Raw genomic sequence first — 19,581 nt, forward strand, 5'->3', positions numbered from 1 at the left:
TGTCAGTTGATATGTAATGATCTTTCCTATTCTAACACAATTTTATGGATAGTAAAAACCAACCTCTCGGCTGGTTTTTTTCTCTATTAGTCTTCTTTCAACTTCGCCAATTCTTGGGCAAGTAACTTGAGGGCTACTTGTGGGTTGGCTTGGCCTTTGGTTGCTTTCATGAGGAAACCTGTGAAGGCCTTGTCCGCATTCCGTTTCCCTGACTTGAAGTCAGCTACGGCTGCTTCATTGTCTGCAAAGACTTGGTGGATGATTGGTATCAAGACTTCAGGATCTGAAATCTGTACCAGACCAGCTTTTTCGACGTATTCACGCGCGCCGCCACCGTTTTTCGCCAAGTGAACGAAGACTTTCTTGGCAATCTTAGATGAAATGGTTCCATCTTCGATAATGGCAATCATTTCAACCAAGTTTTCTGGTGTCAATTGGATTTCTTCCAGCGTTTTGCCTTCTGCGTTCAAGAATTGTGCGACTTCACCTTGGAGCCAGTTAGACACTTGCTTAGCATCGCCACCAAGGGCAACAGCTGCTTCAAAGAAGTCAGAAGTAACTTTCGTAGCTGTCAATTGGTTGGCATCATAGTCAGACAAGCCAAGCTCTGCCACGTAGCGAGCCCGACGGTCTTTTGGAAACTCTGGCAACTCTGTGCGCATTTCCTCGATCCACTCATCTGAGATTTCAAACAAGGGAAGGTCTGGTTCTGGAAAGTAACGATAATCCGCTGCTCCTTCTTTGACCCGCATAAGAATGGTGCTCTTGTTGGCTTCATCGTAACGACGTGTTTCTTGACGAATGACCCCACCTGAACGCAAGATTTTCGCTTGGCGTTGTACTTCGTATTCAAGACCTTTACGGACGTTTGAGAAAGAGTTCAAGTTTTTCAACTCCGTCTTGGTACCAAATTCCTCTTGACCGTATGGGCGAAGGGAAATGTTGGCATCCACACGCATCGATCCTTCTTCCATCTTGACGTCTGAAATACCAGTATATTGGATAACTTCTTTCAAAGCTGTCAAATAAGCGTAGGCTTCTTCAGGAGAACGCATATCTGCTTCAGAAACGATTTCAATCAATGGCACCCCTTGACGGTTGAGGTCTACATAAGAGAAACCGTCTGTTCCGTGCGTGTTCTTACCGGCATCTTCTTCTAAATGGGCCCGTTCAATCCCGATTTTCTTAGTTGTTCCGTCTTCCAATTGCACTTCAATCCAACCGTTGTAACCGATTGGCTCGTCAAATTGCGAAATCTGGTAGGCCTTTGGATTATCAGGGTAGAAATAGTTCTTACGGTCAAAGTGCATGTGCTGGTGGATATCCATATTCAAGGCCAAAGCAGCCTTGATACCAGCATCCACAACACCCTTGTTCAAGACAGGAAGCACCCCTGGGAAAGACCAGTCGATCACATTAGTGTTAGCATTTTGCTCGTTCCCAAAGTGAGCAGAGGTTGGTGAGAAAATTTTTGAGTTTGTATTCAATTCAACGTGGACTTCAAGTCCGATGACTGTTTCAAAGTTCATTAATTGTCACCTCCGAAAATAAGGGGTTGTTGCTTGTGGTAATCCGTCGTTGCTTCAAAGGCCGCTGCAGCTTGGTAGATAGTTTCTTCTGAATATTTAGGACCAATCAACTGCAAACCAACTGGAAGACCTTGCGCAAAACCTGCAGGAATCGAAATTCCTGGAAGACCTGCCAAGTTGACTGGAATGGTCAAGAGGTCAGCCAAGTACATGGCAACCGGATCATGGTTGAGGGAATCCAAATCAAAGGCTACACTTGGAGCTGTTGGACCAAGGATGAGGTCGTAATCCGCAAAGACTTTTTCGAAGTCTTGGATAATAAGGGTACGGACTTGACCAGCTTTCTTGTAGTAAGCATCGTAGTAACCAGATGACAAACTAAAGGTACCAAGCATGATACGGCGCTTGACCTCATCTCCAAAGCCTTGACTACGAGTGTTCACGTAGATATCATCCAAGTTTTTAGCATCCTCTGCACGGAAACCATAGCGAATACCGTCGAAACGTTGCAAGTTTGAAGAAGCTTCAGATGAAGCGATGATGTAGTAAACGGCAACCCCGTATTTAGAGTGAGGCAAGCTGACTTCTTCGACAGTTGCTCCCAATTTTTCAAAGTGTTTAGCCGCATTGAGGATGGTTTCTTTGACTTCTGGATCAATCCCTTCACCGAGGTATTCCTTAGGAAGGGCAATCTTCATGCCTTTAATATCTTGACCAATCTTAGAAGTAAAGTCTGCTACACGAACAGGCGCAGATGTTGAATCCTTGGCATCTTCACTGGCAATGACATTAAGCAAGAGGGCATTTTCCTTAACCGTTGGAGCGAAAGGTCCAATTTGGTCGAGTGAGCTACCAAAAGCAATGAGACCAAAACGGGAAACCGTTCCATAAGTTGGTTTGAGACCAACAATCCCATTAAAAGCAGCCGGTTGACGGATAGAACCACCTGTATCTGAACCAAGGGACAAACGGACTTGACCTGAAGCGACAGAAGCTGCTGAACCACTAGAAGATCCACCAGGCACCTTGCTCTGGTCCCAAGCATTCTTGGTTGGTCCATAGTAAGAAGTCTCACCAGATCCACCCATGGCAAATTCATCCATGTTTGTCTTCCCGATGACAATCATACCTTTGGCTTTTGCGTTAGCAACAGCTGTCGCATCAAAGATTGGCTCGTAGTTATAGAGCATTTTTGATGCCGCAGTCGTCAAGATGCCATCTGTTGAGATATTGTCTTTGACTGCGAGTGGAATCCCTGACAGGAGATTATTTGCATCGATTCCTTTTTCATCAATAGCCTTGGCTTGCGCAAGGGCAGCTTCTTCGGCCACCGTTACAAAGGCATTGATTGCTTCTTCACGCGCCTTGATATCGTCAAGCGTCGCTTGGGTCAATTCCGTTGCTGAGATTTCCTTAGAGACAAGGAGGTCGTGCAACTCTTCAATGGTTTTATGGTTGAATGACATTAGGCATCTCCTCCCTCTTCTAGGATAGCTGGTACCTTGATGTAATAGTTATCTTTTTCAGGTACATTTTTAAACAAACGGTCACGGTCCGTCCCTTTTTCGGCAACATCCGGACGCAATACGGTCTTGCGATCCGCCATGGTTGTTGTTGGGGCAACACCTGTTGTGTCCACTTCTTCCAACAATTCCACCATGTCGACAATTTTCGATAAGGTTGTCGCAAACTCAGCTGTCTCTTCTGGAGAGAATTTCAATTTTGAAAGATTGGCAACGTGGGTTACCTCTTCTTGCGTAATTTTCATCTTGCTTCCTTTCGTGAAATGATGATTTTTCAATACCCTCTATTTTACCATAATTTAGCCCAATTTGCTTGCCTTAGAAAAAATCTGTAGGACTTTTTTGTCGCTACAGATTTTTCTTTTTATATTTCTTTTCCGCCGAATTGCCCCATCTCCATTAGAGTCTCTTTCCAAACTTCCTGGACCTTAGAAGCGAGGTAAGAAGAGGCCAAATCATAAGAAGCCTGGTGAAATGGAGCGAGGTCGCTTTCAAAGAGCTGGACCAGCTTGTCCGCCAACTCTTTCACCAATTGTTCTTCTGGTACTGTCTCGCTATAAGCTACCAAAAAGCCATTCTCACCTTCTTTTATAAAAGTCGGATTGCCATAACGGGCATCAAAGCCCAGCAAGGCCAAGCCTGCTCCAGCCGCCTCCATCAAAGTCAAACCAAAGGTCTCCCACTGAGAAGTGGTGAGGTAGGCTTGGTAGCAAGGATAGATCTGCTGAAGATCCGCATGACCGCGTAGGTGAATATAATCTTGCGCTGCAAGCTCCTGAATCAGGTGGCGCAAATTGTCCGCTTCCCCACCCTTCCCATAAATATCAAACTGAAGGGCTGGGAGTCGTTCATGAGCTTGGGCCACTACTCGAATGGCCAAATCGATGCGTTTTCTTGGATCCAAACGGGAAGCTGTGAGCACACTAAAGGGAGGTCTGTCTCCTAGTGATTCCGTCAATTCTTCTAGATGCCCTACTGGAATGCTATAGATTGGAATTCCTTGGCATCCTTGCTCAGCAAGTGTTTGCTCCAAGACTTCTTTTTGAAGATCCGTTGCTGTGATGAAATAATCGAAGCGTTTAGCATACTTGAACACATAATAATATTCATAATTGAGATGGCCATTTTCAAATTCATGCTCCGAATGAAACACCATGGCGAGCTTTGAAGGGGCAGGTTTCTCCAACAAAGGACGGGCAAAATCCATGCGCGAAGCCCGGTCAAGCAGAATCAAATCTTCTTCTTTTAGCGACAGCTGCGACAAAAAACGTCTCATCACTTCTGTATGGTTGGTCAAAATCTCAGACCCCAGTTTATAGAGCCAGCTACCACCGAACCTCGATTCTTCAAAAGCGATAGTCCCATCTTGATGGTGATAGGTCCGTCTGAGTACACTACCATACTGAAAATACTCTGTGACAAGTTTACAAGCTCCATAATACTCTCGCTTGATTCTATTTCCAGCCAAAAGATAGTCTACATAGCGGACACAGTTTGGATGATAGGGATCCAGATGAAAGGTCAGGGCGTTTCCATCCGCAAATTGGTAGCGAATGGCTCTTTCCGTTTTTTCAACAACATCCAGGCGCGTCAGTTGAAACTCCATTTGCAAGGCCCCAACCGTCTTTTGAGGGACCGTAGTCTGTTGATCCGTAAAAGCTAAATGAGCAAAAAGCAGTTCCTCATCCCGGTGCCCCAATGAGAGGTAATAGGCCAATTTTTCTGGAGTGGGCCAAGTGGTAAAGACAAACTTCGCTGCCACTCCTAGTCCCCGGAGCATCTTTGCCCGAGAGGCTTGTGCAACATCGACCCCATTGGGTTCAAATCCCACTAATAGATTAAAGGTATAAATGGTCATGCGGTCCCTCCCTCTAATCGCTTAAACAGCTCTTCCAAAACTTCTTTTTCAGGTAATTTCAAGATTCGCGCTTGCTCTCTCACCAATTCTTTATAGGTCTCTGGATGCTGGAGCAAGATATCTAGTTGCTGTTTCATTTCTTCGACTGTCTCAGTGATCGTGCTCAAGTTTTTATAGGCTTCATGGTGCACGGTAGTCTTCAAACCAAACAAGACCTGCCCATTTTCAAGAGCATGAAGGCTACTGCTCCATACTTCTTCTCCTCGGTTGCAATCCAGATAGATTGAGCAACTAGATAGCAAGTCCTCATATTTGTCCAGCGAAATCCCTGGATAGAGGCGCACATTGGAGCGAGTCGCTAAGTCTGTTAATTTCGGACCCATAGCCGTCAAGGCAGCAATGTGAAAGGTCACTTGTGGGAAGTGATGGACCAGACTAGATAAGCCTTCGACCTCTTGAGAAGCCGTCATGACCAGGGCTTCTGGTCGAAAACTTTCCTGCTCCACATCTACCAGCCCTGACAAGACTGTGATTCCGTCTTTTTTCTCCCTCAACAGACCATCTTCTACCAACAAAATCTGACTGACTTGTTCTTTGATCTCGTCTAGATCATGAGAGTCATTGGCACAGTAGGCTAGTCTTTCCTTTGGTATCTTTTTCACAACATATAGTAATGACTTGTCCAGCAAAAGGATAGCTTCATCATCCGATAAGAGTTGTTCTAGGACAGCTCTTTGTATCTCTTCCATATTGACATACAGGCGATCCCGTCCTTCAGGAGTTTGATGCAAAAAGGTTCCTTGTGAGACAAAGTGAAGCAAGACTTCTTCTTGCTGACGGTTCAAATAGATGTCTAAATAGGGTTGACCAGCTTCCGTAAGGAGACTCTGTTTGCTTCTCCAGCCATAGCGGTTGTAGAAATCAATGGATACGATCTCTTCTGCCTGAGCAAACCATTCCACTCTGTCAACCGTTCGTGACAAGATATCCCCTCGCAAAACCACGTTGGCACGACGTTCCTCACCATCAAAAAGATAGGTCGTTATCCCTAGTGTCCAACATTCCCATAATTCTGGAACCGCTAGATCATTGAAAAATAAAGGTTTTCCAATTTTTGATGCTGGGTCTTTTTGGGTAAAAAAGGTCGCAAGACTCTCTGTCTGTTGATCCAAATCTGTTTCCAAATTGGTCACAAACACACGATAGGGCTGGCCAAGTTTGTCCAAGTATTTTTGCAAACGATCTAGCTCTCTGGTCTGCTCTGATGCAATAATGAACATGCTGATCCTTTCTCGTTAATAAGGGTTAGTCCATCGTTTCAATAAAATGGAGGTTGGTCACCACGCGCTCATAGATTTCTGACCCTTGCAAGCCTGCTTCCTCTAATTTTTCAAGGGCCCGTTTCAAGCGCGTTTTATAGATATAACGATGCCAGGTCAAATCATAGCCCAACATCCCCAGTAGAGCCAACTTCTCCTGCTTAGCTTCCATCTCATCGACGACTCGCTTTTCTGTCCAAACCTGGGACAGAGTATCTGCACGGCCCACACGATACCAATAAATACATTTCTCCGTATGAACTACCCGATGGGCTTTTAAGAAGAGCTTATACATGAGAAAGTTGTCTTCGACATTTTTTCCGACTGGAAAACGAAGCCCTTCAAATAAGTTACGCTTATAGAGCTTCATCATGGCACAAGCCCAGGCCATATCTCTGGTCTCCTGGATGGCATCGTGGTCCATGATCTCGCGTCCCTCATAAAGAGTCTCTGAATAATCGTCGTCTGTTACCTTGATCAAGTATTTGCTACTACTGTCATCATAGAGGTTATAGTTGGCTACGGAAACATCCGCATCATACTTCTTCAGTTGACGATAGAGCACTTCTACATAATCCTCCGTCACCCAGTCATCTGGATCAATAAAGGTGAGGTAATCACCAGTCGCTAGCTCAATCCCTGTATTCCGAGCAGCAGATAAGCCCCCATTTTCTTGGCGAACGTAGCGGATGCGCGCATCCTTCCTAAAAAATTCTTTACAGATCTCTTCTGACTGGTCAGGCGAACCATCATTGACCAGGATAATTTCCAAATGAGGGTAGGTCTGATGGATAACCGTTTCCAAACATTGTCTCAAATAAGCTTCTACATTATAGATGGGAATGATGATACTCACTACTTCATTTGTTTCCATGCTTCTTCTCATTTCTCTTTAAATAATCGCGAATCGCTGCCACCATCTCCTGCACCTGATCATCCGCAAACACTTGGTTCACACCATTTTCTACATGATTGGTTCCTTCAAAAGAGAAAATAGGTAAGTCCAATTGCTGAATAGTCTGCGTGATTTGATCCACCTCATCATAGGGATTGATATCCAAATAGAAATCCAATTTTTCTAGGACCTTTCGACTGGTCAAGGGATCAAAAGAGGGATAGAGAAAGAGGTTGGGGTAGCGTTCCAATTGCACCAAATTAAAACCAAAATGGCTATGGGCAAGAACATGAATCGCTACGTCTGGTAGCTCTTTTAACAAGGTCTCCAACTCGTGGATATCTGCCGTATTGGTGTAAATGGCAGCATGATAAGGAAATTCTCCCACAAGGTCTTGATAGGTTTGCTTCAAAATTGGTTTTCGAAGCAAAATTTCCTCCCAAGAGAGGGCATAGTAAAACCACCATAGTTCACGAAAACGATTGAAGCGTTTGGAGGTCCATGGTTTATTATGAGAGGTATAGTGTACAACTGCTGGAATTCCTTGAAAGGCATCGTACCAGTCTAGATCTCCATAGAGATATTGATCCTTATCAGAACCCACTTGTAGATTATAGGTCCAAGGCAAAGGGTACCACGCATCTTTAAAATACAAATTCAAAATTCCTTGGTCTCCGTATACCTGCTGATGATGCTCACGAGTAAGGTCAAAAAGAGCCTCTGTTACTTGGTGCTTTTGCCACCAAGTCTTATCAATTACCAAAAGTCCAGCATTAAAGCCATCTATCGTTGTTGGCTTATCGACCACTGCCCCCAGCCCATAACCCTTCAGATCGACCTCATACAAGGGTGATAGATCTTGTGTAAAGATCATATCACAATCCAGATAGAGGATTCGCTTTTCCTCCACCATCTCTGGAATAGCGTAGCGAAAATAGGTCGCATAGTGAATATGGTCACTTGGAAGCGAAAAGGACTGGAATTGCTCGGGAGACATGCGACAATTGATCACTTCTGAATCCAACTGGCGCAAGCGCTGATTCATGATAGCAAACCACTCCGTTGGTAGATCTTCATTTAAGACATAAATTTTCAACTGATCCTGATGGGCGCACAGTGACTTCATAGCGGTTTCCAACTTTTCCATATAAGATAGATCCGCTGAAAACACGACAGCTTTTTTACTCATAACTCCCCCTTATTTTCTTCCATTAGAATACCATTTTCAAGAGAGGAAAACAATTTCTAGGCCCGAAAAAGAGGCCTAGACAAATGTCTATGACCTCTTTTACAATCTTTTCTTATTTAGTATCTAATACAGCTAGTGCGCCGTCTACCAAGCTTGCCCCTAAGACATGCTTAAAATGATTCAAGGCAAACTGGTGATTTTCATGAGTGAGCGACGCCACTGCAGGTTCCACGACTTCAATCTGATAGCCGAGATTGTAGGCATCAACCGCTGTATGAAGGACACAAATATCAGTCAAGACCCCAGTCAAAATGACGGTATCTACATGACGTTCCCGCAGGCGGATATCTAGGTCCGTTCCTGAAAAAGCAGAATAATGACGTTTGTCCATCCAAAAGACGCGTGGATCCGCTTTGTGCTCCCGATAAAAATCTGCCAAAGGTCCGTACAAATCACGTCCGCTAGTCCCAATGATATTATGAGGTGGGAAGAGCTTGCTTTCAGGATGAAATGGATCCTCTACATCATGCGCATCAATGGCAAAAAAGACATAGGCTCCTTGGTCAAAGGCCAATTGGGTCACCTGAGCAATGGTCTCAGAAATGGCTTGTGCAGGAGCACCTGCCGTAAGTTTACCATCATCTGCTACGAAATCGACAGTGTAGTCAATTGAAATCAAGGCTTTAGTCATTAGTAATCTCTTTTCTTAATTTCCTCAAAGATATCTGGAATCAACACTTTGAGATAGGTTCCCTTCATTCCAAGAGAACGGCTTTCAATAATACCAGCTGACTCCAATTTCCGGAGTGCATTGACAATCACAGAGCGGGTAATGCCAATCCGATCCGCGATGATAGAAGCAGTCAACTGCCCCTCATTTCCTTTCAATTCACTAAGGATGGCAGAAACAGCCCGCAATTCAGAGTAAGACAAGGTATTGACAGCCATATTCACCGCTGTCCGACGACGAATATTCTTCTCGTCTTCCTCACGTTGGTAGTTCAACATTTGAATCCCTACCACGGTACTCGCAATCTCAACCAAGATCAAATCATCATCCGCAAACTGTTTATCATTGCGCCAAATGATCAAGGAACCCAACCGAATCCCAGAAACATGAATAGGCGCAATGGTCGTCAAGCCATCAGGAAATTCAGACTTGGTTTCGACCGGAAAGATACTCAAATCATGGTCCACATCTAAATTAGCTTCTGTATCGTAGACCAAACTAGCTGCCTTGGCATAATCTTCTGGTAATTTTTTATTTTGAAAGAAAGCTTCTACCCGGTCATTGTTGGTCTTGTAACGCATGAAATAACCAAGAAGGGTTCCCTTGCTATTAATGATACAGGCATTACAGTGGATAATATCCGCTAATTGCTGGGCAATATCATTATAAGGCATCTCGAACTGCAACTGTTCATCAGTCCGTTTCAAGATGGATGTAATTTTACGTGTCTTTTCTAATAAGTTTGCCATAATAAACCTCGCATATAGTCAGCTCAAGTATATCATATAAGTGTGGGAATTTCAATCAAATTATCTGAAAATTATTTATTTTTTCTACAATTATGCGCAATTCAGAAAAATGTCGTTTCGATGACATGGATTTTATAAAATGAATCAAAAAAAGATTGAAGACTTTCCTCTTCAATCCTTTATCTAATTAACGTTTGTATTGCTTCAAGAAACGAGTCATTTTTTCTTGAATTTGAGCTAACTCATCGACACGTGGAAGGTAAACGATCCGGAAGTGATCTGGATCTTTCCAGTTAAAGCCGCGGCCATGAACCAAGAGAATTTTTTCTTGCTTCAAGAACTCTAAAACAAATTGCTCGTCATCATCCACGCGGTACATATCCCGATCAATCTTAGGGAAGATATAGAGACCAGCCTTTGGCTTAACAGCTGAGAGGCCTGGAATATCATTGATGGCTTTGTAGATAAAGTTGCGTTGTTCGTAGATTCGACCACCTGGAAGCAAGAGTTCATCCACGGATTGGTAACCTCCAAGAGAGGTTTGTACAACTTGTTGAGCCAAGACATTTGAACAAAGACGCATATTGGACAACATGTTCAAACCTTCGATATAGCCCTTCACATGATGCTTGGGTCCGGATAGAACCATCCAACCAACACGGAAACCGGCAATCCGGTGAGATTTTGACAAGCCATTCATACTCACACAGAAGAGATCAGGCGCTAAACTTGCGATAGCCGTGTGTTTTTCACCATCCATGACCAAGCGATCGTAAATTTCATCCGCAAAGATGATCAAGTTATTTTGACGAGCGATCTCTACAATCTCAAGCAGGATCTCATCTGGATAGAGGGCACCTGTTGGGTTATTCGGGTTGATGACAACGATAGCCTTAGTGTTTGAGGTGATTTTCGACTTGATATCTTCAATATCTGGATACCAGTTTGCTTCTTCATCACAAAGATAGTGAACCGCATTCCCACCAGCTAGGCTGACGGCTGCTGTCCAAAGAGGATAGTCCGGCATGGGAACCAAGACCTCATCCCCGTTGTCGAGCAGTCCTTGCATGGACATGACGATCAGCTCACTCACTCCATTTCCAAGGTAAATATCATCAATATCCACATTTGGAATTTTTTTCAATTGGCAGTACTGCATGATGGCCTTGCGGGCTGAAAAAATCCCTTTTGAATCTGAATAACCTTCACTATCACGCGCATTCATAATCAAATCATGGATGACTTCATCTGGAGCTGTAAAGCCAAATTCAGCAGGATTCCCCGTATTCAAACGTAGAATTTTTTCTCCATTTGCTCGCATGCGCATGGCTTCTTCCAAGACTGGACCACGAATATCGTAAGCGACATGTTCGAGTTTGCTTGATTTATTATATTCCTTCATATTCTGCCTCGATTCACGAAATTATCTCTATTATACCACTAGTTCAAATAGAGTACAAACCGAGGACTTTAAAAATTCTGCAAAAATATAGGAGAAAAGAGAGACTTTACCTTTACATTCTAACTCAAAAGAGATAAAATATAAGTGTATAAAGAATAGGATTCCTTTTCTATTCTATCCATGTTTTCAAGCTATAAGGAGGTAGGATTATGTCTCAAAAATATGAAAACATCATGGTCGCTGTCGACGGTTCTCATGAAGCAGAATTAGCCTTTGAAAAAGGGGTTAACGTTTCTCTTCGCAACGGCTCTAAATTGACTATTGCCCACGTTATCGATACCCGTGCCCTTCAAAGCGTCTCAACTTTTGATGCTGAGGTCTACGAAGAATTGCAAGAAGAAGCCAACGAATTGCTCAAGGGCTACAAGGAACGTGCTGAAAAAGTCGGCGTTCAAAATGTTGTGACTGTTGTAGAAATGGGAAATCCAAAAGTCCTCTTAGCCAATGATATCCCAAGTAAAGAAGGGGTTGACCTTATTATGGTCGGAGCTACCGGACTCAATGCCTTCGAACGGTTAATGGTCGGATCCTCCTCAGAATATATCCTTCGCCACGCCAAAGTAGACTTACTAGTGGTACGTGATAAGGATAAAACCATGTAAGAAAGAAAAAGTCATATTGAAAACTTTCCTTAGGTGAGTACGGACGTCAGCGACCTTCTTCGAAGTTCCATGACTAAGTTTTGAGCCCCTTCGCTCTTTAATTTCTGGGCTCAGGCTAAAACAGTTTCCCAAACTGTTTTACTCTCAAAACTCCCGAGTGCTAGAAACAATAGTGTTTCTAGCACTTTTCTCACGGCGGAAAGTTTTTCAATATTTTTTATAAATTTTAAAAATAAGAACATATTTCGACTTCTTTGTGGAACACTTTACTTATCTTAGTAAAAAATAGTTTGTCTACATTCTAAAAAAGGTTTGGAACCTTTGTTCCAAACTTTTTTAGTTGTCTTTTTTTGCTTCTTTTTGTTTTGCATGTTTTTCGTAGGCCTTTAGCTGGCGATCGAGTTCTTTTTTGATGGCTGGTTCCGGGGAGTATTTTTCTTCCCAATCATCTGGCTTCAGAATCTTGTGGGTTACTGGATCAAAGTGCGCTTTTCCATCTGGGAAAATCTTGCCCATATTGGCCCGGTGAACAATCTCAAAGACCTCTTCAGGATCGACCCCCATTAGAACAAAGCTACCATAAGTCAGATAGAGGGTATCAATTAAGGCATCAACCTGCCCTACCATGGAGATCTCTGCTGGATGCTTGCCACGAACCTTATCTGCAGCCTTATCCAAGGCTTCGTGAAGAGCTGCTACCGAGCGATCAAATTCTTCCTCACTTGTGCTAGCGGCTCGGACAAATTCTACCAACTCCTCTTGCTTGAACATGGTTCGATAAAGGGCGTCTTGAGGCTGCCAGACAACAGGTTTCTCCTGGGTTTCTCCATCCATCACACCATGGAAGGTTTTGACCTTATTGAAGTGATCATCCTTAGAAAGAAAGAGTTCTTTCTCTGAAAGAATACCAAAGTGTTGCAAGGCCTTTTGAATGCCATCCTTGCCATTACTAGTCGTAGTATGCTTGGCAATTGCCTTGACACTGGTCGTTCCATTTCCCATCGCAATGGATAAGCCAACACCTGATAGCATCTCTAAGTCATTATCAGAATCTCCAAAAGCCATCACTTCATCGATGTCAAAGCCAAATTCCTGACCAACGATGCGGATCCCTTCTAACTTGGAAATCCCTGGGTTGAGGACATCTGCTGCAAAAGGACTAGAACGTGTGAATTTCAGATCCGGAAACTCTTTTTCAATTTTTGCAGTCTCTTCTGGACTCGATAAGATCAACACTTGGTAGATTGGTTCTTGCGCTAGTGCATAGAGGGTGTCCTGGTCTTGCGGGACGACCTTGCTGACCACTTTGTTAAATCCTTGACTGACTGTACGGGCCATCTTGCGGGGTACAAAGCGACTGGACCAAGTTGAAATAGGACTCATCCCAAAACTCATGATCCGAGAACCAAATACCCCATCCTTGGTACCGAGAGCAATTTCCTTACGGTGTTCTCGAGCATAGTCAATTAGTTGGTGCAGACTCTTTTTATCGATTGGGCTAGTAAACAGCACGCGGTCCTTGGTCAAAATATACTGACCATTATAGGTCACTGCAAAATCAAAACCATAGCGTTCCATAAACGGTTTGACAAAGGCCGGTCCCCGCCCTGTCGCAAGGCCTACATAGATCCCTTCTTCCTTTAAAGACTGAATAGCTTTTTCTGTTGATTTGAGGACCGCTCGACTATCATTCACCAAGGTTCCATCGATATCAAAAAAGACTGCTTTTATTTCCATGTCTACTGTTTCTTTCTTTTTATGATAAAATAAATTATATCACATATTCCAAGGAGCTTCACATGTTTAAGAAAATTTTAGCACTACATACCGGAGGGACCATTTCGATGGCGGCAGATGACTCTGGGGCAGTGATTACCAATGAAGTCAATCCCATGACCCAAGTTACTTCACCAATTGAAGGGATTGCAGTCACCTCAGAGGACTTCTTCAACCTTCCCAGCCCTCAAATGACCCCCCGTCACATGTTAGCTCTATATCAAAAAATCAAAGAGGAAGCTCACAACTACGACGGCATCGTTATTACCCACGGGACAGATACGCTAGAAGAAACGGCTTATTTCTTGGATACCATGGAGTTACCAGAGATCGCTGTGGTCATTACAGGAGCTATGCGAAGCTCCAACGAGCTCGGAAGCGATGGCGTCTATAATTTTCTGACAGCCCTTCGAGTGGCTGCCGATCCAAAAGCACGCGATAAAGGGGTCTTAGTCGTCATGAACGATGAAATTCATGCGGCTAAGTACGTCACCAAAACCCATACCACCAATGTCAGCACCTTTCAGACACCAACCCACGGCCCACTAGGTTTGGTCATGAAAAAGGAAATCCTCTTCTTTAAAACAGCCGAGCCAAGGGTGCGCTTTGATCTCGATACCATCGATGGTTTTGTTCCGATCATTGCTACCTACGCAGGGATGAAATCCGATCTGCTGGACATGCTGGATCTTTCAAAGCTGGATGGTCTCATTATCGAAGCCTTTGGAGCTGGAAACATCCCTAAAGAAACGGCACATAAACTCCAAGAGTTTATAGATGCAGGCCTTCCAATCGCTTTAGTATCCCGTTGCTTCAATGGAATCGCTGAACCCGTCTACGCATATGAAGGAGGAGGCGTCCAACTCCATCAAGCAGGTGTCTTTTTCATCAAAGAATTAAATGCACCCAAAGCGCGCATCAAACTCCTCATCGCCCTCAATGCCGGCCTAAAAGGACAAGAACTCAAAGACTATATCGAAGGGTAAACTAAGATACAAAGCCCGTAAAATGCAAAGTGAAAATAGGAAATTGTCGCCGGGAGCGAAGCTCACAAGAGAATTTATCTTTTTCACACAGCATTTAGGGCGTGTTCAATTCGTGTAACGGCAAGCACTATGGTGCCTTGCCTACACGACTCACTAACTCCTCAGGTGGATGGTATCGATCCACCTTCGTCCTGTCGCATTTCATCAAGATACAAAGCCCGTAAAATGCCATCTTAAAGGGAGTGGAGTGGAATCCAAAGAATTTCCTCTCTACTCCCTTTTTATATTTTAGTCTAAATGTTCTTTCTTTTCTAAGTAAAGCGAGAGCAGATGCCAATCGGGGTGTTCGCGCCAATCTGGCGTGGCTACGATCTGGCTGGCAACTTTCCTTGCTTCTTCCAGAATGGGATAATCTTCTACCAAATCCGCCACTTGAAATTCTGGAATCCCAGATTGACGGGTTCCAAAGATTTCACCTGAACCCCGCATTTTCAAATCTTCTTCCGCTAGCACAAAGCCATTGGTCGTCTCTGTCATGATTTTCATGCGCTGTTTGCCACTATCTGTCTTAGGATTGGCTACTAGAATAGCATAGGATTGCTTGCTTCCCCGACCAACCCGGCCTCGAAGCTGGTGAAGTTGGCTAAGACCAAACCGATCTGCATCCATAATGACCATAACGGTCGCATTGGGCACGTTGACTCCTACTTCAATAACGGTCGTAGACACCAAAACATCGACTTGGTGCTCTTTAAAGGACTGCATGATGGCATCTTTTTCTTCACTTTTCATCTTCCCGTGAAGAAGAGAAACGCGTGCTCGCTGTCCAAAGAAGGTCTCTAGCTCTTCTTTGAGGGCAAGGGCGTTTTTCAAATCTAGCGCCTCTGACTCCTCAATCAATGGAGAAATAAAGTAGGCTTGAGAACCTTTGCCAAGTTCTTTGACTAACCAGTCGAGGACCACTTCTAACTGCTCATGCTTGACCCAACGTGTGATGATTTCCTTGCGTCCCGCAGGCATCTGATCAATGATGGACACATCCATATCTCCAAAGGCTGTAATAGCCAAGGTCCGGGGAATAGGGGTAGCCGTCATCATCAGGACGTCTGGATTTTGTCCTTTTTCTCGAAGAATACGACGTTGGGAAACCCCAAAGCGATGCTGTTCATCAATAATGACCAAGCCTAGATCTTGGTAGTGAACTCCCTCTTGAATCAAGGCATGTGTCCCCACAATCAATTGGGCTTTTCCTGAGGCGATCTCTTCTAAGACTTCTCGTTTCTCAGCCGCCTTTAATCCTCCTGTTAGAAGGGCAATTGGCAAATCTGGAAAAAGATTTTGCAAGCTTTCCTTGTGTTGCTCTGCCAAAATCTCCGTTGGAACCATCAAGGCAGCTTGCTTCCCAGCGCTTAAGGCTGCATACATAGCAAGACCGGCCACGACTGTCTTCCCGCTTCCCACATCCCCTTGTAAGAGGCGGTTCATATGATAAGGAGAGGCCATATCTGTCAAGATTTCATTCAGGCTGTTTTCTTGAGCTTGCGTTAGCTCAAAAGGAAGCTGTTTTTTTCGTTCTGCTAATTTTTCTGGATTCCAGGCCAAGGAAATCCCTTGGCTGGCATCGTGATTTTCTTCTTTTAGCACTTGGAGTTGCAGCTGGAAAAAGAGGAGCTCTTCAAATTTTACCCGGCGAAGGGCTTGCTTGTACTCTGCCAGATCCTTAGGAAAATGCATAGCCTGCACTGCTTGGGAACGAGACATGAGTTGATAACGCTCTCGTAAGATTTGGGGCACATTCTCTTCTAAAAGCTGGTCCAAGCCCTGGTCGAACGCTATTTTGATCAATTTCACCAGGCTGTTTTGGCTCACTCCTTGCGTCACTCGATAGACCGGTTGCAAATCATCTTCCACTTGAGCCAGGAGTTTCATACCTGTCAAACTCCCCTTGGCCTTGTCCCATTTCCCAAAAATCGCCACTGTCTGCTGAACCTCGATTTTGTCTGCTAGATAGGGTTGGTTGAAAAAATTAACCGCAATCACTTGGTCTCCCTGTTTGATCGAAAAACGCAAGCGATTTCGTTTGTAGCCATAATATTGGACATTGGCTGGTGTTGCTACCACCCCTGAGATGACAGCTTTTTCCCCATCTTCCAACTCTAAAACATTGCGCGTTTTGAAGTCTTCATAGCGAAAGGGGAAATACAAGAGCAGATCTTCTAAGGTTTCAATCCCTAACTTTTTAAATTTTTCCGCCGATTTTGGACCGACTCCAGGCAGTACGGATAAGGGTTGATGTAGATTCATTTCTCCTCCTTTCTTTTATAAAAAAGCAGGTTCATCCGGGAAAATCCCACCTGCTTCTTCTTATTCTTCACCTGTATAGTCACGAGGAATCCGATCACTCAAAAGACAGACCACTTCATAATTAATGGTCCCACGGTAATCTGCAACCTCTGTTGCCGTGATTTCTTTCTCGCCCTCTCGTCCAATCAGGGTAACCTTGGTCCCCAGAGGCAATTCTTCTGGAAGGCGAACAGTAATCTGGTCCATCGAAACGCGACCAACAATGGGACAAAACTCACCCTTGATCAGTACATGGAAATTTTGCATCTCTCGGATCCAGCCATCCGCATAGCCGATAGGAATCGTCCCGATCCATTGGGGTTCTTCTGTCGTATAGGTTGCTCCGTAGCCAATATCTTGACCAGCTTCTAACTGTTTCGCATGAACTAACTCACTCACCAAACTCAAGGCTGGCTTAATTTCATAAGGCAAGGCTAGCACAGAACCGCTGGGATTCAAGCCATACATGACATCTCCCAAGCGCACAGCTGTGAAAATCGTATCCGCATGCCACAAAGAGGTGGCTGAATTACTCGCATGGACAATGGGAGGAAGGGTTTCAAGAGCAGCCAATACTTCTTTGAAAAACTGGTATTGCGCTTGGAATTTTCGATCATCTGCCTCATCTGCTGTCGCAAAATGAGTAAAGATTCCTTCAATTTCAGCTCCAGCTGCTATGAGAAGGCGTTCAGCTTCTTTGATCTCTTCGATCGTTCGGAATCCAATCCGCCCCATTCCAGAATCCACCTTGATATGGACCTTCAATCCTGAAAGATCTGCTTCTTGTCCAAGCAATTGAACCAACCAAGCAAGACTCGCCACCGTTAAGCGGATGTCATGCTCTTTGGCTAGATTCACTGTTTCACTCGGCACAACTCCCAAAATCAAAAGAGGGTGTTGCAAACCTTCTTCACGAATTTCAAGGGCTTCATCCATATTGGAAACACAAAAACCATCTACCTGAGGTGCCAATTTTTTGGTCACCGCAACGACCCCATGACCATAGGCATTGGCCTTGACGACTGCATATTTCAAGGCTTGACTCGGAATATGGTCACTGACTTGTTGCACATTAAAGGCAATGGCATCCAAATCGACTCTTGCAACAGTTGGTCTATGTTTACTTGCTTTCATTTTCTTCCTCCAAAATGACACTGGTCGACACTAGGTCTCCCTTATGACTGATCGAAATCCATACCTTCCCAGAAAAAGGAGACTTGGAAAAATAGGGTGCTCCGTGGGCATCATTTAAAATTTCTAAATCTTGAAAACCAACCGGTCCAATCCCTGTTCCCATTGCCTTTGAAAAGGCTTCTTTGGCGGACCATCGGCCCGTTAAATATTCCATTTTCCGTTTTCCAGACAATTCCTCAAAGCGCTCTCGCTCAGCCTCGGTTAAGACTTTTTCAGCGAATCGAGTATTCTTCTGATAGGCTTTTTCAATCGCAGCGATCGATTCGATATCGATGCCATGTCCTTTGATCATCTTGTTTTATCCTTATTTATCGTTTCAGTATCGTTTCACTGACAAAAGAGAAGAGGCTAAAGAATCACTCCTTCCGCCCCTGCCTTTTACTTATTCATCGTTGCAATTTCTTTGACCAAGGCCTGTGTTTTTTCCCAACCCAGGCAAGGGTCTGTGATGGATTGACCATAAACCACTGGTTCATTTTGACGGCCATCTTCTAGATAGGATTCAATCATGAAACCACGAACTAAAGTTGCCAAATCCTTGTTCCAAGCACGGTTCATCATGGTTTCTCTCACGATGCGTACTTGCTCTTCGAATTGTTTGCCAGAATTGTCATGGTTGGTATCCACCAGGATGAAGGGATGTTGCAAGCCCATTTCGCTATAGCGTTTTGCTGCCGCTAGCAAATCTTCATAATGGTAGTTTGGAATATTCTTACCACTTGCATCCAAGCCCCCACGAAGGATCGCATGGGCTAAAGGATTTCCTGATGTTCCCACTGCTTGGGCATTGAACAAAAAGTTTTGGGGATGTTGGGCTGCATAAATCGCATTGAACATGACAGAAAGATTTCCAGAGGTTGGATTCTTCATGCCTGTCGGAGCAGAGATCCCACTAGATACAAAGCGGTGCTCCTGGTCTTCAACTGAACGAGCTCCAATGGCATGATAAGAAATTAAATCCTCAACATAAGGAAGACTTGCTGGATAAAGCAACTCATCCGCAGTTGTCAAACCAGTCTCGGTAATCACACGGTAGTGGAGATGTCGGACTGCTTTCAAACCGTCCACAAAGCTTGGTGCTGCATGTGTATCTGGTTGGTGCATCAAGCCTTTATAGCCATCCCCATTGGTCCGAGGTTTAGCCGTATAGACCCGCATCACAATGAAAATTTGATCTTTCACTTGCTCTTGCAAGTCTGCCAAACGATGGGCATAGTCCATCACAGCTTCTTCATTATCAGAAGAGCAAGGTCCGATCACAAGAAGGATCCGTTGGTCTTCTCCTTTGATAATAGCTTCCAATTCTCGATCACGCGCTTCTTTGCGCTCCAAGGCTGGACCTTCCAAGCGGTAAAGCGAAGTGATCTCTTGCTCATCAATCTTATTGCTCTTCGTAATGAATACCATACGGCCTCCTTATGCTACC

Annotated in this window: 17 protein-coding genes; 2 read left to right on the plus strand and 15 right to left on the minus strand. The window is 44.3% G+C overall.

Translation table 11 applies throughout. The annotated features are described in order from the left end of the window. Positions 1-86: 86 nt before the first annotated feature. The 10 genes from gatB to HMPREF2904_RS10545 all read right to left on the minus strand — a co-directional run bounded on the left by gatB (position 87) and on the right by HMPREF2904_RS10545 (position 11,194). Positions 87-1,529 (minus strand): Asp-tRNA(Asn)/Glu-tRNA(Gln) amidotransferase subunit GatB, encoded by a 1,443-nt coding sequence (gene gatB / locus HMPREF2904_RS10500; RefSeq protein ID WP_070662640.1) that lies wholly within the window; start codon positions 1,527-1,529, stop codon positions 87-89. Then, a complete protein-coding gene (gatA, locus tag HMPREF2904_RS10505; protein ID WP_024054990.1) occupies positions 1,529-2,995 on the minus strand; it encodes an Asp-tRNA(Asn)/Glu-tRNA(Gln) amidotransferase subunit GatA in 1,467 nt (488 codons plus the stop codon). Before gatA ends, gatB begins: the two co-directional genes overlap by 1 nt. Beyond that, positions 2,995-3,297: an Asp-tRNA(Asn)/Glu-tRNA(Gln) amidotransferase subunit GatC gene (gene gatC / locus HMPREF2904_RS10510; RefSeq protein WP_024054991.1), complete on the minus strand. Its 303-nt coding sequence runs from the start codon at positions 3,295-3,297 to the stop codon at positions 2,995-2,997. Before gatC ends, gatA begins: the two co-directional genes overlap by 1 nt. A gap of 119 nt (positions 3,298-3,416) precedes the next feature. Continuing rightward, positions 3,417-4,910 (minus strand): glycosyltransferase, encoded by a 1,494-nt coding sequence (locus HMPREF2904_RS10515; RefSeq protein ID WP_070662643.1) that lies wholly within the window; start codon positions 4,908-4,910, stop codon positions 3,417-3,419. Then, entirely contained in the window at positions 4,907-6,190 is a 1,284-nt protein-coding gene (locus HMPREF2904_RS10520; RefSeq protein WP_070662646.1) for a glycosyltransferase family protein, read from the minus strand. The genes HMPREF2904_RS10515 and HMPREF2904_RS10520 overlap by 4 nt, the downstream gene beginning before the upstream one ends. A 25-nt stretch (positions 6,191-6,215) precedes the next feature. Continuing rightward, complete coding sequence (locus tag HMPREF2904_RS10525; protein WP_070662649.1) at positions 6,216-7,103, minus strand: glycosyltransferase family 2 protein; 888 nt, start codon at positions 7,101-7,103, stop codon at positions 6,216-6,218. Beyond that, positions 7,090-8,313 carry a glycosyltransferase gene (locus HMPREF2904_RS10530; protein WP_070662656.1) on the minus strand — a complete coding sequence of 408 codons (1,224 nt, stop codon included), beginning with the start codon at positions 8,311-8,313 and terminating at the stop codon, positions 7,090-7,092. The genes HMPREF2904_RS10525 and HMPREF2904_RS10530 overlap by 14 nt, the downstream gene beginning before the upstream one ends. Before the next feature lie 112 nt (positions 8,314-8,425). After that, on the minus strand, positions 8,426-9,004 hold the full coding sequence (locus HMPREF2904_RS10535; protein ID WP_049474052.1) for a cysteine hydrolase family protein: 579 nt from the start codon (positions 9,002-9,004) through the stop codon (positions 8,426-8,428). Further along, positions 9,004-9,792: a GTP-sensing pleiotropic transcriptional regulator CodY gene (gene codY, locus HMPREF2904_RS10540; RefSeq protein ID WP_024054997.1), complete on the minus strand. Its 789-nt coding sequence runs from the start codon at positions 9,790-9,792 to the stop codon at positions 9,004-9,006. Before codY ends, HMPREF2904_RS10535 begins: the two co-directional genes overlap by 1 nt. A gap of 187 nt (positions 9,793-9,979) precedes the next feature. Further along, positions 9,980-11,194 (minus strand): pyridoxal phosphate-dependent aminotransferase, encoded by a 1,215-nt coding sequence (locus HMPREF2904_RS10545; RefSeq protein ID WP_049473129.1) that lies wholly within the window; start codon positions 11,192-11,194, stop codon positions 9,980-9,982. A gap of 209 nt (positions 11,195-11,403) precedes the next feature. Here HMPREF2904_RS10545 and HMPREF2904_RS10550 point away from each other — a divergent pair, with 209 nt between their 5' ends. Further along, on the plus strand, positions 11,404-11,856 hold the full coding sequence (locus HMPREF2904_RS10550) for a universal stress protein (protein ID WP_003008541.1): 453 nt from the start codon (positions 11,404-11,406) through the stop codon (positions 11,854-11,856). Between the two features lie 336 nt (positions 11,857-12,192). Here HMPREF2904_RS10550 and HMPREF2904_RS10555 read toward each other — a convergent pair whose 3' ends face one another. Continuing rightward, a complete protein-coding gene (locus HMPREF2904_RS10555; RefSeq protein WP_070662659.1) occupies positions 12,193-13,593 on the minus strand; it encodes a Cof-type HAD-IIB family hydrolase in 1,401 nt (466 codons plus the stop codon). A gap of 62 nt (positions 13,594-13,655) precedes the next feature. On the opposite strand from HMPREF2904_RS10555, the gene HMPREF2904_RS10560 reads away from it, so the two are divergent. Next, positions 13,656-14,618, plus strand: coding sequence for an asparaginase (locus HMPREF2904_RS10560; RefSeq protein WP_003005093.1), 963 nt, complete (start codon positions 13,656-13,658; stop codon positions 14,616-14,618). Between the two features lie 288 nt (positions 14,619-14,906). On the opposite strand, the gene recG is transcribed toward HMPREF2904_RS10560, so the two are convergent. The 4 genes from recG to HMPREF2904_RS10580 all read right to left on the minus strand — a co-directional run bounded on the left by recG (position 14,907) and on the right by HMPREF2904_RS10580 (position 19,562). Next, positions 14,907-16,922: an ATP-dependent DNA helicase RecG gene (recG, locus tag HMPREF2904_RS10565; RefSeq protein WP_070662661.1), complete on the minus strand. Its 2,016-nt coding sequence runs from the start codon at positions 16,920-16,922 to the stop codon at positions 14,907-14,909. A 60-nt stretch (positions 16,923-16,982) separates the two neighbouring features. Continuing rightward, positions 16,983-18,095 (minus strand): alanine racemase, encoded by a 1,113-nt coding sequence (alr, locus tag HMPREF2904_RS10570; protein WP_070662664.1) that lies wholly within the window; start codon positions 18,093-18,095, stop codon positions 16,983-16,985. Next, positions 18,082-18,447, minus strand: coding sequence for a holo-ACP synthase (gene acpS / locus HMPREF2904_RS10575; RefSeq protein WP_003005615.1), 366 nt, complete (start codon positions 18,445-18,447; stop codon positions 18,082-18,084). Before acpS ends, alr begins: the two co-directional genes overlap by 14 nt. Positions 18,448-18,533: 86 nt before the next feature. Continuing rightward, the gene (locus tag HMPREF2904_RS10580; RefSeq protein ID WP_070662667.1) at positions 18,534-19,562 is read right to left on the minus strand and encodes a 3-deoxy-7-phosphoheptulonate synthase; all 1,029 of its coding nucleotides are present in this window, start codon (positions 19,560-19,562) and stop codon (positions 18,534-18,536) included. Positions 19,563-19,581: the final 19 nt, after the last annotated feature.

The organism is Streptococcus sp. HMSC072G04 (assembly GCF_001813295.1).
In the GTDB taxonomy this organism is placed as follows: Bacteria; Bacillota; Bacilli; order Lactobacillales; family Streptococcaceae; genus Streptococcus.